The sequence below is a fragment of the Pectobacterium peruviense genome, from assembly GCF_003312355.2.
Taxonomy (GTDB): domain Bacteria; phylum Pseudomonadota; class Gammaproteobacteria; order Enterobacterales; family Enterobacteriaceae; genus Pectobacterium; species Pectobacterium peruviense.
This window is the reverse complement of record NZ_CP161826.1, coordinates 2057414-2073072: the sequence shown is the minus strand read 5'-3', so window position 1 is coordinate 2073072 and position 15659 is coordinate 2057414. Positions and strand designations below refer to the sequence as shown.

General features: G+C 52.6%; 11 protein-coding genes. 7 read left to right on the top strand and 4 right to left on the bottom strand.

Going from position 1 to position 15659, the window contains the following annotated elements; genetic code table 11:
- Positions 1-10 precede the first annotated feature (10 nt).
- The 7 genes from sapA (at position 11) to DUT67_RS09390 (ending at position 7396) form a co-directional block, all read left to right on the top strand.
- Positions 11-1699 (top strand): ABC transporter substrate-binding protein SapA, encoded by a 1689-nt coding sequence (gene sapA / locus DUT67_RS09420; RefSeq protein ID WP_113631627.1) that lies wholly within the window; start codon positions 11-13, stop codon positions 1697-1699.
- Complete coding sequence (gene sapB / locus DUT67_RS09415; protein ID WP_101781561.1) at positions 1696-2661, top strand: putrescine export ABC transporter permease SapB; 966 nt, start codon at positions 1696-1698, stop codon at positions 2659-2661. The genes sapA and sapB overlap by 4 nt, the downstream gene beginning before the upstream one ends.
- Positions 2648-3538 (top strand): putrescine export ABC transporter permease SapC, encoded by an 891-nt coding sequence (sapC, locus tag DUT67_RS09410; RefSeq protein ID WP_048259875.1) that lies wholly within the window; start codon positions 2648-2650, stop codon positions 3536-3538. Before sapB ends, sapC begins: the two co-directional genes overlap by 14 nt.
- Before the next feature lie 16 nt (positions 3539-3554).
- Positions 3555-4547 carry a putrescine export ABC transporter ATP-binding protein SapD gene (sapD, locus tag DUT67_RS09405; protein WP_095994748.1) on the top strand — a complete coding sequence of 331 codons (993 nt, stop codon included), beginning with the start codon at positions 3555-3557 and terminating at the stop codon, positions 4545-4547.
- The gene (gene sapF / locus DUT67_RS09400; protein WP_048259873.1) at positions 4547-5362 is read left to right on the top strand and encodes a putrescine export ABC transporter ATP-binding protein SapF; all 816 of its coding nucleotides are present in this window, start codon (positions 4547-4549) and stop codon (positions 5360-5362) included. Before sapD ends, sapF begins: the two co-directional genes overlap by 1 nt.
- Before the next feature lie 193 nt (positions 5363-5555).
- The gene (fabI, locus tag DUT67_RS09395; RefSeq protein ID WP_048259872.1) at positions 5556-6344 is read left to right on the top strand and encodes an enoyl-ACP reductase FabI; all 789 of its coding nucleotides are present in this window, start codon (positions 5556-5558) and stop codon (positions 6342-6344) included.
- Positions 6345-6841: 497 nt separating this feature from the next.
- Positions 6842-7396, top strand: coding sequence for an inclusion body family protein (locus DUT67_RS09390; RefSeq protein ID WP_048259871.1), 555 nt, complete (start codon positions 6842-6844; stop codon positions 7394-7396).
- Positions 7397-7481: 85 nt separating this feature from the next.
- On the opposite strand, the gene DUT67_RS09385 is transcribed toward DUT67_RS09390, so the two are convergent.
- The 4 genes from DUT67_RS09385 to DUT67_RS09370 form a co-directional block, all read right to left on the bottom strand.
- Positions 7482-8453, bottom strand: a complete 972-nt coding sequence (locus DUT67_RS09385) for an FAD:protein FMN transferase (protein WP_113631626.1) — start codon at positions 8451-8453, stop codon at positions 7482-7484.
- A gap of 83 nt (positions 8454-8536) precedes the next feature.
- On the bottom strand, positions 8537-11413 hold the full coding sequence (locus DUT67_RS09380) for a flavocytochrome c (RefSeq protein WP_113631625.1): 2877 nt from the start codon (positions 11411-11413) through the stop codon (positions 8537-8539).
- A gap of 351 nt (positions 11414-11764) precedes the next feature.
- Positions 11765-14131: a TIM-barrel domain-containing protein gene (locus DUT67_RS09375; RefSeq protein ID WP_113627884.1), complete on the bottom strand. Its 2367-nt coding sequence runs from the start codon at positions 14129-14131 to the stop codon at positions 11765-11767.
- A 157-nt stretch (positions 14132-14288) separates the two neighbouring features.
- Positions 14289-15599 carry an MFS transporter gene (locus tag DUT67_RS09370; protein ID WP_113631624.1) on the bottom strand — a complete coding sequence of 437 codons (1311 nt, stop codon included), beginning with the start codon at positions 15597-15599 and terminating at the stop codon, positions 14289-14291.
- Positions 15600-15659: the final 60 nt, after the last annotated feature.

The window sequence follows — 15659 nt, the reverse complement described above, 5'->3', positions numbered from 1 at the left end:
AAAATCCCGTATGTTCGGAAAAACCTGTTTCGCACTGGCATTCACCTGGCTGGCTTTACCTGCACTGGCCGCACCACAGTCCGTGCTAACGCCCCCCGCTCCGCTGGAAAATATTCGCCAGAGCGGTTTTGTCTATTGCGTCAATGATGTCCTGAACACGTTTAACCCGCAGATGGCACGCAGCGGCGTCACCATTGATACGCTGGCGGCGCAGCTTTACGATCGCCTGCTGGACGTCGATCCTTATACCTATCGCCTGATGCCGGAACTAGCTCAGCGCTGGGAAGTATTGGATAACGGTTCGACATACCGTTTCTACCTGCGCCACGATGTACCGTTTCAACGTACCGAGTGGTTCAGCCCCACGCGAAATATGAATGCCGACGACGTGATATTCAGCTTCCAGCGCATGCTGGATAAAAAACATCCGTATCATGATGTCAACGGCGGCGAATATCCCTATTTCGACAGTCTGCAATTTGCCGATTCAGTGCAAAGTATTCGCAAACTTGGCGAATACAGCGTTGAGATCCGCCTAAACAGCCCAGATGCGTCGTTTCTGTGGCATCTGGCTACCCACTACGCCCCGATTCTGTCCGATGAATATGCACAGCGTCTGGCGAAAGAAGATAAGAAAGAACTGCTGGATCGCGAACCGGTCGGCACTGGGCCTTATATGCTCAATGAATACCGTAACGGGCAATATATCCGGCTGACGCGCAACGCCGACTATTGGCGCGGTTTGCCGCGTATGCCGCAGGTGGTTATCGATCTCGGTTCCGGCGGTACGGGTCGTTTATCCAAGCTGTTGACGGGCGAATGTGACGTTCTTGCCTATCCGGCTGCCAGCCAGCTAACCATCCTGCGTAATGACCCGCGTCTGCGCCTCTCGCTACGTCCCGGCATGAACGTCGCCTATTTGGCTTTCAACGTACGAAAAGCACCGTTGGATGACCGCCGCGTGCGGGAAGCTATCGCGCTGGCGATCAATAACGACAGGCTGATGCAGTCGATCTATTACGGTACGGCGGAAACCGCTGCCTCTATTCTGCCCCGCGCCTCGTGGGCGTACGACAATGAATCACAGGTAACGGAATACAATCCGCAGAAAGCGCGACAAATCTTGCAGGAACTGGGGCTCACGAACCTGAATCTGCGCCTGTGGGTGCCCAGCGCCTCACAATCCTACAACCCCAGTCCGCTGAAAACGGCAGAGCTGATACAGGCCGATCTGGCGCAAATTGGCGTCACCGTCACCATCGTGCCGGTAGAAGGCCGCTTTCAGGAAGCACGACTGATGGAACTCAGCCACGATTTAACACTGGCAGGTTGGGCAACGGACAGTAACGACCCGGACAGTTTTTTCCGACCGTTGTTAAGCTGCGCGGCGATTCGTTCTCAGAGCAACTACGCACACTGGTGCGATCCTACCTTTGATGAAGTGCTACAAAACGCGCTCTCGTCACAGCAGCTCTCTAAGCGGATTGACTATTATCAGCAGGCACAGCGCATTCTGGCAGAACAATTACCCGTTCTACCGCTGGCGTCATCATTGAGATTACTCGCCTACCGCTACGACATGAAAGGGCTGGTATTGAGCCCATTCGGCAATGCCTCGTTCGCGGGCGTATTCCGCGAGGATCAACAAGCGCAGCAGAAGCCCCCTGCACCGGAAACCGTGGAGGAAGCACAGCCGTGATTATTTTTACCTTGCGACGTCTGGTGTTATTGTTCGTGACATTGTCACTGCTGACGCTGGTTGGCTTCAGCCTCAGCTACTACACGCCTAACGCCCCGCTCAATGGCGCAGCGCTGTTTGATGCCTATCATTTCTACCTCACCAGCCTGCTTCAGGGCGATTTCGGTCGTTCCAGCATTAACGGGCAGGCCATCAGCGAGCTGCTGAAAGAAGTGTTCCCAGCTACGATCGAGCTTTGTCTGCTGGCGTTTGCGCTCTCGCTGCTGGTCGGTATTCCTCTGGGGATTACCGCAGGCGTGATGCAAAATCGCGGGGCGGACATCGTGATCAGCACACTGGCTCTGATCGGTTTTTCCCTGCCAGTGTTCTGGCTGGCGCTGCTGTTGACACTCTTCTTTTCGCTGCATCTCGGCTGGCTTCCGGTTTCTGGCCGTTTCGATCTGCTCTATCAGGTGAAAACGGTGACCGGCTTTGCGCTGATTGACGCCTGGCTGTCCGATTCACCGCATCGTGGTGAAATGATCGCCAGCGCCATCCGCCACCTGATTCTACCGATTACCGTGCTAGCCGTCGGGCCGACCACCGAGGTGATCCGTCTGATGCGCGTGAGTACTACTGATATTATTAGCAAAAATTACATTAAAGCGGCAGCAACGCGTGGGCTATCCCGCTTCACGATCATTCGTCGCCACCTGATTCACAACGCGCTGCCGCCGATTATCCCCAAGCTAGGGTTACAATTTTCCACCATGCTAACGCTGACGATGATTACCGAAGTGGTCTTTAACTGGCCGGGCGTGGGTCGCTGGCTGGTGAACGCGATTCGCCAACAGGATTTCGCCGCGATCTCTGCGGGCGTCATGGTGGTTGGCGCGATGGTTATCACGGTCAACATCCTGTCTGATATTTGGGGCGCGATGGCAAATCCGTTGAAACATAAGGAATGGTATGCCCTACGATAACGTCTATAGCGAAAAGCGGTTGCCTAGCCGACTGGGCGATACCTGGCGCGCATTCCATCAGGATATGCTGGCGATGGTCGGGTTATACGGTTTTTTGATCCTGATCGGCCTGTGCCTGTTCGGCAAATTTCTTGCGCCTTATGAAGTTGACCAGCAATTTTTGGGCTATCAACTGCTGCCTCCTTCCTGGTCGCACTACGGCGAAGTGTCGTTCTTTCTCGGCACCGATGATTTAGGGCGCGACCAGCTAAGCCGCCTATTGAGCGGTGCAGCCCCCACCGTCGGTGCGTCGCTCATCGTCACCTACGCGGCGGCGCTGTGCGGCATCGTGCTGGGTGTCTTTGCTGGCGTCACGCGCGGGCTGCGCTCTGCGATGCTCAACCATATTTTGGATACGCTGCTGTCGATTCCGTCGCTGTTGCTGGCGATTGTGGTGATTGCCTTTATCGGCCCGAAGCTCGAACACGCAATGCTTGCCGTCTGGCTGGCGCTGTTGCCACGTATGGTGCGTACCATCTACAACGCCGTACACGATGAGATGGACAAAGAGTACGTGATCGCCGCCCGTCTTGACGGAGCCTCCACGTTTTATCTGGTCTGGTACGTTGTCTTACCGAACATTGCCGCGCTGCTGGTTTCAGAATTTACTCGCGCGTTGTCGATCGCCATTTTGGATATCGCCGCGCTGGGCTTTCTCGATTTGGGCGCACAGCTGCCCACCACAGAATGGGGCGCCCTGCTCGGTAACTCGCTGGAGCTGGTTTATGCCGCGCCGTGGACCGTGATGCTGCCCGGTGCAGCGATCGCGCTGAGCGTATTAATCGTCAACCTGCTGGGCGACGGCATCCGCCGCGCGCTCGTCGCGGAAACGGAATAAGAGGCGACGACTCCCTATGCCATTACTTGATATCCGTAACCTGACGATTGAATTTCTGACCGCTGACGGTGCCGTAAAAGCCGTCGATCGCGTCAGTATGACGCTGAGCGAAGGGGAAATCCGCGGGCTGGTGGGCGAATCTGGCTCAGGCAAAAGCCTGATCGCCAAAGCCATCTGCGGGATCACCAAAGAGAACTGGCGCGTCACCGCCGACCGCTTCCGCTTCGATGATATCGACCTGCTGCAACTGTCGTCGCGCGAGCGGCGTAAACTGGTCGGTCATAACGTCTCCATGATTTTTCAGGAACCACAGTCCTGTCTCGATCCCTCCGAAAGTGTGGGTCGGCAGCTGGTGCAGGCGATTCCCGGCTGGACGTATAAAGGCCGCTGGTGGCAGCGATTTAACTGGCGCAAGCGCCGCGCTATCGAACTGCTGCACCGCGTTGGAATTAAAGATCACAAAGACATCATGGGCAGCTATCCCTATGAGCTGAGCGACGGTGAGTGTCAGAAGGTGATGATTGCCATCGCGCTGGCGAACCAGCCGCGTCTGCTGATTGCCGATGAACCGACCAACGCGATGGAATCCACCACGCAGGCACAAATTTTCCGCCTACTATCGCGCCTGAACCAAAACAATAACACCACCATTCTGCTCATCAGCCATGATCTGCAAACCATGAGTAAATGGGCAGACCGGATTAACGTGCTTTACTGCGGACAAACAGTAGAAAGCGCTACCTGTGAAGATTTGATCACCGCACCGCATCATCCTTATACGCAGGCGCTGATCCGCGCAATGCCTGATTTCGGCCGCTCATTGCCGCACAAAAGCCGGTTAAACACTCTGAATGGCGCGATTCCCTCATTGGAGCACCTGCCGATTGGCTGCCGACTCGGCCCGCGCTGCCCTTATTCACAAAAGCAGTGTATGCAAACGCCGCCGCTGCTCTCTGTTAAGAACCACTTATATGCCTGCCACTTCCCGCTCAACATGGAGGAACCGTGATGGTTGAGATGCTACTTGAAGCCCGCAACCTGACCAAGACGTTCCGCTACCGGACCGGGCTGTTTCGTCGTCAGCACGTTGAGGCGGTGAAATCCGTCAGCTTTACGCTACGTGAACGCCAGACGCTCGCCATCATCGGCGAGAACGGTTCGGGGAAATCGACGCTGGCCAAAATGCTGTCAGGCATGATCGCTCCGACGTCCGGTGAACTGGTTATCGATGATCATCCACTGCATTACGGCGATTATGGCTACCGCAGCCAGCGCATCCGCATGATTTTTCAGGATGCGAGCAATGCGCTCAACCCGCGTCAGCGTATCGGGCAACTATTGGATGTTCCGCTGCGGCTAAATACCGACCTCAGCGCCGAAGCACGCGAAAAAGCAATTAATCAGGCGCTACAGCAGGTCGGGTTACGGCCCGATCACGCTTATTACTATCCGCACGCGCTCGCGCCGGGGCAAAAACAGCGCGTCGGCCTAGCGCGCGCACTCATTCTGCAACCGAAAGTGATTGTTGCCGATGAAGCGCTGGCGTCGCTGGATATGTCTATGCGGTCACAGATTATCAATCTGATGCTGGAGTTACAGGAAAAGCACGGTATCTCTTATATTTACGTGACGCAGCATCTGGGCATGATGAAGCACATCAGCGACCAGATTCTGGTGATGCAGGCAGGCGAAGTGGTCGAACGCGGCAGTACCGCCGATGTGTTGTCCGCCCCGCTCCATGACCTGACGAAACGTTTGATTGCCAGCCACTTTGGCGAAGCGCTCAGCGCCGATGCCTGGCGACGAGACGGCGCACAACGTTAATCTTCGCGCACAACGACAGCAATTCCTCTGCGCCCACAGGACTGTGACAAAGGAGGGATACTGCTCGGAGTACCCCTACCGTCCCCAACATGGTAGAATTGCGCGGTTTATTCATCTCGGTCGTCACTTGCCGCGTAGGTTTACAGGCACAGAAGTGGCGATCGCAGCAACAATGATCACAAGGATTACTGCTATGGGTTTTCTTACCGGTAAGCGCATTCTGGTAACAGGCGTTGCCAGCACCCGTTCTATTGCCTACGGTATTGCACAAGCAATGCAACGTGAAGGTGCCGAACTGGCATTCACGTATCAGAACGAAAAATTAAAAGCACGCGTTGAAGGTTTTGCCAGCGAGCTGGGTTCCAGCATCGTTCTGCCGTGTGATGTCGCTGAAGATGCGAGCATCGAAGCACTGTTTACCGAACTGGCTAACGTATGGCCGAACTTTGATGGCTTCGTGCATTCCATTGCTTATGCACCGGGCGACCAACTGGACGGTGACTATGTTGATGCCGTTACCCGTGAAGGCTTCAGCATTTCTCACGACATCAGCTCTTACAGCTTCGTCGCGATGGCGAAAGCCTGCCGCAAGATGCTGAACCCGAACTCTGCGCTGGTTACCCTGTCCTACCTGGGTGCTGAGCGTGCCATCCCTAACTACAACGTGATGGGTCTGGCAAAAGCCTCTCTGGAAGCGAACGTACGTTACATGGCAAATGCCATGGGTGCTCAGGGCGTGCGTGTCAACGCCATCTCTGCAGGCCCGATTCGTACACTGGCTGCATCCGGCATCAAAGACTTCAAGAAAATGCTGTCGCATTGCGAAGCCGTTACGCCAATCCGCCGTGTCGTTACCATTGAAGACGTGGGCAACTCTGCTGCGTTCCTGTGTTCCGATCTGGCAGCCGGTATCTCCGGTGAAGTTCTGCACGTTGACGGCGGCTTCAGCATCGCTGCCATGAACGAGCTGGAACTGAAATAAGTTCTCACCGCTAACGGTGTTTCAACAATGCGCTCTTGAAAAGGAGCGCATTGTTATTCCCCATCCCCAAAAGAAGATCGTCAGTACGATCATCCTTCATAGATAAAATATAATAATTGAATTAACGCATACAAAATAATATGCATAAAAAGTATATTTATGCAGAATAAACCTCCATACAAAAAACAACCCCTAACATTAATAACTGTATATTTAAAAATATTAACTTTTTATCATTTATCCATAAAAAACACATATTCATAATACTCATTAAATAACAAGGGAATATTGAATTAATTACAGATTTATTAAAAAACAAATCCTATCAAATCAAAAGAATGAGAAATAATAGAGCAGAACGCAAAAAACAAATCTTCATCTATTATTTATCTGCGCGCCAGTCGAGCCGTATTTTATTTTTCAAAAAAATTTACATGCTAATTATTTAACGTTTAGTTAAATAATATATTTACCTATCATTTTAAAACGAGGTCATTATGAGTAACGCTGATGCATCTAGTTTCAAATCCAGTAATAGTATTATCAACATCATTGTTGTTATTGATACGGATAGCATTATTGATGATTTTACAGGTAAAAATCCCAGCAAAAATGAAAAAAGCCCGACCCCTATTGGCCATCAATATTCGTATATGGTTGTCGCTTCTGAATCGGCCATTAGTGGTTCAGGCACAGCCGATCTTAATATCAGCGCCAATGTTGGTGATGTGATTCGCTGGACCGGAACATCAGAATCGGGGAACTTTGACTCCAGTGTGTTGATTTATGGTTTACCAAAATTTGGTGGGCAAGATGTATTTACCAGCCCAACCTTTAAAATGTACACAAAGACCTCAATGCTGCCAGCGCAGAACGGTCCTTTTCCAGTAACGTATACCGATCAATCTTACTGGTTCATTCAGGCGGATATCAACCAGAAAGGCAAAGAAAACTATCAAGTGCAATTCGGGTTGTACTATCGCCCAAATGGGGGGGCGCAGGAGCTTTTTGGTTATTTCCAATGGGACCCGACGATCACTGTTAACAATTAAAAATACACATCGATTAATAGTATTACTAAAAATGGATGGCCGATTTTTCTTGGCCATCCATTTGTCTATTTTAGAATAACGATAACTACAACATAGTCACCGAATAATCCTCATCCAGCAATTCAAACCGATAGTGCCGCTGCGAGGAAAAGATTATCTCTTTATTCTTCGTCACAAAAATAGCTTCAATATCTTGCCGGTTTTTTAGAAAGTGAATGCCTGCGCTCACGCCCATGCCATAGAGCAGTGTGGTGTAGATATCACCGTCGAGAGAGTCATTCGAGATAATCGTCACACTGTGCAGCTCATTATCTAGCGGGTAACCCGTCTGGGGATCGAGAATATGATGATAGATACGGTCGTCTACGGTAAAAAAACGCTCATAGACGCCGGATGTCACCACGGATTTGTTCTTCACCTTAATGATGCCAAGCAGGCTATCGCGATCCGCGAAAGGCTTCTGCAACCCGACGCTCCATAGCCCTTGCTCATCCGTCAGTGCGCTGCCGATAGCGAGCACGTTTCCCCCCAGATTGATCAGCGCATCCTGAATCGCATGTTGATGCAGAACGTCCCGGACGATATCGGCAATATAACCTTTCGCAATCGCGCCCAGGTCGATCTCCATTCCAGCGCTTTCTAACAACACGGCGCAGTCCTGCTCTCTGAGAACAATGCGTTCGGGATGCGTTAATGCCAGCGCCCGTTGTATCGACTCGTGGTCAGGCACCGTGCTGCCGCTAAAACCGATTTTCCATAGTTTCACGACGGGGCCAATCGCGACGTTAAAGCCGCTGTTTTCAATCAGACTGACCGCTTTGGCGCGTTTAATCAGCGCAAAGACAATCGGGCTAACCGAAACGTATTCTTTCCCCGCCGCATGGTTGATGCTCATCACTTCCGACTGCGCTCGATTCACGGTTAGCAGATCTTCGAGCTGTTTGATGCGCTGGAAAACCTGCCTGACGGCGGTTTCATCATGGACAAACAGTTTGAGCAGAATGGGGCTGCCCATCAGGTGAACGGAATAGACGTAAGCGTTATCGACAGAAGGCATAGGGTGGTTCCCATGAACGAAGGCGGTACTGAGAGGAAACGGTGAAAAATGGCGAGCGCCTTTCCAGACGCTCGCCAGTCGCGCTATTCTTCTATCATAACAGACTGTTTTTCAGCCGTTTTAGCCGTCGATGTCACAAACTTGGCTTTACGCGCCTTGGCAGGCAAAAAACCGGAATGGCGCGGTGCACGCGCATACGCCGCCGCCTGAATCCCCGCCTGAATGCCGAAGATAATGATATCCGCCACAGCGTTCCCCCCAATGCGGTTCGCACCGTGAATCCCTCCCACCACTTCCCCTGCCGCATAAGCGCCAGAGATCGTCTCTTTGTGGCGGTTCAGCACTTCTGCTTTCGCGTTAATCGTCACACCGCCCATCGTGTGGTGCACGCCCGGAGCCACTTTAATGGCGTAGTAAGGTGCCTGATTCAGCGGATCGCGCATGCCGGTTGAACGACCAAAGTCTTCATCGTGCTTATCAGCAATAAAGATATTGTAGCGATCGAACGTGGCTTGCAGAGCCGCCGGTGGTATGTCGAGTTTCTCGGCCAGTTCAGTCACGCTGCTCGCGCTAACGGTCAGCCCTTGAGCGACATACTCTTCAACCGCCCGATTGCGGTTTCTTACCTGTTCATCGAACAGAATATACGCGTATTCTTCCGGCAAATTAACGATGGCGGACGAGACGTTATCCCGCGTCTCCATTTCGTTAAAGAAACGTTCTCCGCGCTGCGACACCAGAATAGCCCCGCCGCCGCGAATGGATTCGGAGATCAGATAAGAGGTTGTCTGCTCAACCGTTGGGTGAGTTTGAATTTCGCCCATGTCCACCGTATCCGCGCCAATCTGCTCCAGCAGACGAATCCCGCCGCCCGTCGCGCCCTTGTGGTTGGTCGTGACAAAGCCTTTCAGGTCTGGACGGTACGACTCCACCATCGCCTGATTCGCGCTGAAACCGCCCGTAGCAACAATCACCGCTTTTGTCGTAATCAGGCTTTCTTCCCGTTCGTCATTAACGACTTTGACGGCGGTCACTTTGCCCTTCTCTTGAACAATCTCCGTCACCGACGTTTCCAGCAGCACCTCAATATTGTATTTATTGAGATTTTTAATCAGTCCACTGACCAGATAGCCGCCCACCGCAGCGCCGTTGGCTGGTCGATGCGTTCTGTCCACGCTCATGCCGCCCGTCGTCGTGATATCGCTCAACTCAATATCGTTCTGCGCCAGCCAGTTAATCGCATCAGATGCATGATCGACGAAATATTGCACCAGCGTTGGGTTGTTCTTCTGCTTTCCACTTTTCAGGGTTTCGTTATAGAACAGCACGTGGCTATCTTCGATACCTCTGTTTTGCTGGAAGACCGTTCCCGCCGCGTTCATACCAGCAGAGGCCTTGATGGTGTTTCCGCCGATGACTGGCATCTTTTCAATTACGATAACGCGAGCCCCCTCTTCGCTGGCCTGAATCGCCGCCGCTAGCCCCGCGCCGCCGCTGCCAATGACAACAACGTCCGCTTCGCGGCGTGCATTCGGATTACCGCCATCGGCAACAATGGCGTCTTTACTCGATTTCACCATCGCCTTGGTGACGGCTTTTTTGATCGCTTCACTCTGCGCCGTTGCACCCGTTACGGCGTCAACGTGCGGGCTATTGGTATCCAAAATACGTTCACGGATAATTTCAAAACTGATTTTCAGCGAATCATCGATATCACAATTATCCAACGCAATATCGGCGACCCGATTCTGCTCAAAATGGACAGTAATCTGCAATTCGCCACATTCGTCCTGAACGTTTTCTTGATAAACCCCAGATTTGAATTTCTTGCCGGTTAAATTCACGTCCCGAATCATGGCTTCGACTAATGAAAAACGCCACAGCGGCTCGGGGATCATGAGTGCTTCACGTTTATCGCTGGCAATATAAAGATCGAGTTTTTTCTGCTCGGCAATGCAATCCGTCCAATCGGGATAAGCAATACAGGCTCTGCCAACGGCAATCAGGTCATAACCATTTTCTAACGCTGCATCGGCGTCTGCTTGATTGACGATATCGCCTACGCCAATAACCGGAATAGCCGCTAATGTCGCAGAACGACGAGCAACATATTTTTTAATCAGTGGCGTCGGATCGTTTGTCTCGATAATCGACGAGCGCAGGATATTCCCCATAGAGAAGTGGACATAATCCAGCCCGCGCACCGCCAGTTTTTCCAGCAGATAGATCGAATCATCAAAATGAATACCCGGCTCTTCAATCTCCTCTGGTGAGAAGCGATAGCCAATGATAAATGACGGATCGGCGTATTTACCGGCAACCTCGTGGGCGATATCCAGAACAGCAAGCGGAAACGCCGCACGTTTGTCACGGCTGCCGCCCCATTGATCTGAGCGTTGATTAGAGTGGGGAGAATAAAATTGTTGGATCAGGTAGGTGTTGGCTCCGTGAATTTCCACACCATCGAAACCCGCCTGAATGGCGCGATGGACGGCAGCGCCAAACTTCCCGATCATGGCTTCGACTTCATCGCCTGACAACGCGACCGGAACGATGGCACCCGCACGCGGTGCAGCAATGGCGCTAGGCGCAACCGGCGTCGCACCTCCGATAAAACGCGGTTCGACCATACGGCCGCCGTGATAAATTTGCAGGATCGCCGTCGAGCCTTTTTCTTTAATCGCGGCCGCAATTTTGGCCAACCCGGCAATTTTGTCGTCGTTGTCGATCCCTATCGCGCCGGGAAAAGCCAACCCTTTGTCATCAATAAAGCAGCACTCCACAATGACGGTGCCGATACTGCCTGCTCTGGCCTGATAATATTCCACCAGCTCTTTTGTCACGCTCCCATCGTAAAACCCGCTACAGGTGGTCATCGGGGCCATCAGCACCCGATTTTTCAGCGTCGCGCCGTTGGGGAGAGTAAAAGCGGCAAATAAATCATGGTGACTATTCTTCATAGTGAATACTCCACTTAAAATAAAAACTCTGTTCGCAAAGGAATCAGAAGCAGCCATGTTTGTTTTTAATCATTAATTCTTCTGGCTGATAATTCGCGAACTTATTACTTACCAAGTATCTATTTTTTTAACTGTTATAAAACGTTTTTTTACTATTTAAACTATTGTGTAGTTCCGCTATTATTAAGGGTATTCGCACAACTCTTTTTTATATTTAATATTCCATTCACCTCATTAACATTTCCTTATCCTGACAATAACCAATCGAATATTATTCATATTCTGCATAACAAAAAAAACGCCTCGGTAATAAATCCGAGGCGCAACAGGAAGCAATAGATATCGCGGTGACTATTGGTGTTGATAGGTATCCGTGCGAACGCCGTTAATGTACAAATTGCGCTGTTCGCCTACCGGCAAGCGCAGCGTCGCGTACTTCCAGGCGGGCTGATACTGGCCTTCTGACGTAAACGTGACGTCAATCCGCTGGCTATCCGCGCGGATTTCCCAACGTAACCACAGCGCATTTCCTTCACGCCATTGCCACGTTTCCCCATCATCTTCAAACAGCAGTCCACTATCCGTGCCGCCTGCGGTAGGCGGAAAGAGCAGGAATTCGCGCTGTTCGTCTTCATATTGGCTGACATACGCCGTTCGCCCCGACAGTGGGATCATCGCTCCCGCACGGACCATCAGCGGCAGGCGTTCCAGTGGCGCATCCAGCACGATAGTCTGTCCGCCGCTGAACCATTGGCCGGAATAAAAATCGTACCAGCCAGACGTATTCGCAGGCAGGTACACCGTACGCTGACGCTCTTCTGGCTCCACCACGCTGGCGACCAGAATGTCTCGCCCCAGCATGAAATCGTCGGTTTCCTCTAGCGTCGCGCGATCCTGTTCGTGATCGAGGAACGTCGGTCGCAGCATCGGTTCATCGTCCGCACTGGCTTGCCAGAGCAACGTATAAAAATACGGCAGAAGGCGATAGCGGAGTTCAATCGCGCTGCGTATTGCCGCCGTTACCGAGGGATACATCCACGGTTCGTTCACCGTGTGGTCGTCATTCCAGGAATGGATAGTGAAACGCGGATGCATCACACCGTTTTGTACCCAGCGCACAAAAAGCTCAGCGTCCGGTTTATCACCGGAAAAACCGCCGACGTCGTGCCCAACATTAAACAGGCCGGACAGGCTCATCCCAACGCCCATCCTCGTGTTGTAGCGCAGCGTCTGCCAGTTGGTGCGGTTATCGCCGCTCCAGGTCTGCACGTAACGCTGCATTCCCGCACAGCCGGAACGAGAAATTAGATAAGGACGCAACGTCGGGGCGAAGCGCTGCTGTGCTTCCAGCGAGGCGCGCATCATTAACAGCGGCATCAGCGGACGAATATTTTTGATCGCCATCGGTTGGCCGAACCCGTGACAGCGGGCTTCGCCATCCCAGACTTCATACTCGTTGTTGTCATTCCACGTCGAATCGATGCCTTTCTCCAGCAGTTGCCGAGTGACGTTCTCCTGCCACCAGGCCACCGTTGCGGGGTTAGTGAAATCAAGGTGAGAACCTTCGTCGTCCCAAAAGCTGGAACGCTCCGGCGTATCGGATTCGGAATCGCGGATAAACAGCCCCTGCGCCGACACCTCATCATATTTCGGGTGATCTTGCAGTAAACAGGGTTTGATATTGGCCGCCAGCTTGAAGCCCCCATCGTGGAACGCCTGCGACATCACTTCAGGCTGAGGGACTTTGTCGTGGTTCCAGTTAAACACATAACGTTTATTGTTAATCGACGTGTAGCCCGACGAGAGTTGAAACGAATCACACGGAATCTGGTGTTCACGGCACAGCGCAATAAATTTAATCAACTGCTGCTGCGCATCGGGCGCATCGGTGTAATGCATGGTCGAACCGCTGTAGCCTAAGCTCCATTTTGGCCCAAAGAGCGTTTTCCCCGTCAGCCGCACGAAGGATTTTGTCACATCCAGCACGCGCGGCCCGATAAACAGGTAATAATCGAGGTCGCCCGCCTCCGCCTGATAGCGTCGGTACGCCAGATGATAGTTATCGATTTCATTGCCAAGATCGAGCCAGGTCGTGCTCAGGTTATCGTAGAACAGGCCAAAGCTGACATCCTCACGCCGGGTGATGGTGAAAGGAACATGCTTGTACAGCGGATCGGTACTCGCCGCGTTGTAACCCATGGCATCCAGATTACGGAACTCAAATCGGCGGCCAGTACGTTCAAGATCGCCCGCTTTTTCACCCAGACCATAATAACGCTCAGTCGGGAAACGGCGCTGATAGTGCGCAACGCCCTCACCGTGTGGGTTCAGCAGATAAGCGCTGGTGGGGCGGTCGGCGGCAAACGGCTGCCATTCGCCCTGCTCATCCCGATATTCCCACGCTAGCCACAGCGGCTGGTGAATCGTAATGCGCATCCGCGCGGTGCTGATACGCAGCGCGTCGTCCAACTCTTCCAGCGAAAATCCCGGCAGGCTGAAACCGTCGCTACTTTCACGGTTGCGCCCCTCCCAGGGAACATCCTGCTGGGGCGCGATGCTCCAGGTGCGGTTCAGACTCAGTTCGCCATTCTGTTTAATCAGCACGCGGGCCAACATCGGCTCCAGCACGTACAGGCGAAAAACATGTCTGTCGTCCACCAGCAGCTCAACATGATCGGTGCTCTGATGACGAAACACCCAATTTTTCAACGTTTTCATACAGCGTCCTTTTCAGGAAAAAATAAACCAGCCGTTACGCTTAATGCAGGTCACGTAAGCCCATTTTTAGGAGAAACTCGAGGATGAGGTTCCCGTAGGGAAGCCTCGCCCGTGGTCGCTCCATATATCTCGCTTCTTAAACGGCTGTCATAAGCCGTTATGCCTGTGAGCGCGTTTTCCCACGGCGTTCAGCAATAAACGCGATCAGGAAGACGGCACCGATCAGATCGAAGAAGCCCATCGCCACAAACAGCGGGTTAAAGCCAATCTTGTCGGCGGTGACGCCAATCAGCAGCGAGAACAGAAAGCTGGCAATCCACGCAAACGAACCGCGCATCCCGTTCACGGTTGCCATCTGTCCTTTATCGAACGATTCCACAACCAGTGCGCTCAACATGCAGGAAATCACCTGATGGCCGAATCCGCCGATGGAAATCAGCAGAATCGCTACCCACGGATCTTTGCTGATGGCGACCAGTGCCAGCGACAGCATCAGAAACGCGCCCGTTACCGAACTGGCCACAATCGAGTTGACGCGTGAACAGCCGAACCAGCGGGTGTAGAGTCGGGTGAGGTAGCCACTGGCGATGCTGCCCAGATCGGCGGCAAGAAACGGTAGCCACGCAAACATCGCAATTTGCTTCAGATCCATACCGCGTTCATTCGCCAGATAGAGCGGCACCCAGAAGCTGAGCACGGCCCACGCGGGCTCCGCCATAAAGGCTGGAATAGCGATACCGTAAAAGCGTTTGTTTTTTGAAACGGTTTTCAGTGCGGTAAAGAAAGGCAGTTTGACGGGGGGAGCTTCATTGTCCTGACGGATGAAATCCAGCTCCTCACGGCTTAAATTAGGGTGTTCTTCTGGGTTATGGTAGAACAGCCACCACAACACTACCCACATCAGCGCCAGCGCGCCCGTGAACATAAATGCGCCCTGCCAGCCGAGATAGGCATGCGCGACGACGATAATCGGCGGTGCCAGCATCGCACCGATGGAAAAACCGACACCGGCCCAGCCTGCCGCAATCGGTCGCTCTTTCTTAGGAAACCATTCGCCCAGCGTTTTGGCGTTTGCCGGTGTTGCCGCAGCTTCGGACGCCCCCATAAAGAAGCGTAGAATCGCAAGGTGCAGCCAGCTTCCCGCTCCCGCGTGCAAGATGCACATCAACGCCCATATCACCGCACAAATCATAAAGCCCATTTTCAGACCGATGACATCGATCAGCCAGCCGCAAATCGGCTGGAAAATGGTATATGCGAGCTGGAATGCACCCACAATCCAGGAGTATTGCTCGGTGGTGATGCCCATACTGGTTTTCAGTTCTGGGGCCAGAATACCGAGCGAATTACGCGTGATGTAGTTAACGGTAACGCCGAGCAGAAACAGGCTCAGCACCCACCAACGCAGATTTCTGAATGTCCGTTTACCTTTGGTAGCGATGGAAGACGGATTGATGTCGAGACTCATGGTGACTCCTTTACAGGAAAGTAGGGTTACATTGGTCTGATATCTCGAAGGCATTTTTGT

Excerpts from the sequence above, each read along its gene's own strand:
- sapA (WP_113631627.1), top strand. The coding sequence starts at position 11 with ATGTTCGGAAAAACCTGTTTCGCACTGGCATTCACCTGGCTGGCTTTA.
- sapC (WP_048259875.1), top strand. The coding sequence starts at position 2,648 with ATGCCCTACGATAACGTCTATAGCGAAAAGCGGTTGCCTAGCCGACTG.
- sapD (WP_095994748.1), top strand. The coding sequence starts at position 3,555 with ATGCCATTACTTGATATCCGTAACCTGACGATTGAATTTCTGACCGCT.
- sapF (WP_048259873.1), top strand. The coding sequence starts at position 4,547 with ATGGTTGAGATGCTACTTGAAGCCCGCAACCTGACCAAGACGTTCCGC.
- fabI (WP_048259872.1), top strand. The coding sequence starts at position 5,556 with ATGGGTTTTCTTACCGGTAAGCGCATTCTGGTAACAGGCGTTGCCAGC.
- DUT67_RS09390 (WP_048259871.1), top strand. The coding sequence starts at position 6,842 with ATGAGTAACGCTGATGCATCTAGTTTCAAATCCAGTAATAGTATTATC.
- DUT67_RS09385 (WP_113631626.1), bottom strand. The coding sequence starts at position 8,453 with ATGCCTTCTGTCGATAACGCTTACGTCTATTCCGTTCACCTGATGGGC.
- DUT67_RS09380 (WP_113631625.1), bottom strand. The coding sequence starts at position 11,413 with ATGAAGAATAGTCACCATGATTTATTTGCCGCTTTTACTCTCCCCAAC.
- DUT67_RS09375 (WP_113627884.1), bottom strand. The coding sequence starts at position 14,131 with ATGAAAACGTTGAAAAATTGGGTGTTTCGTCATCAGAGCACCGATCAT.
- DUT67_RS09370 (WP_113631624.1), bottom strand. The coding sequence starts at position 15,599 with ATGAGTCTCGACATCAATCCGTCTTCCATCGCTACCAAAGGTAAACGG.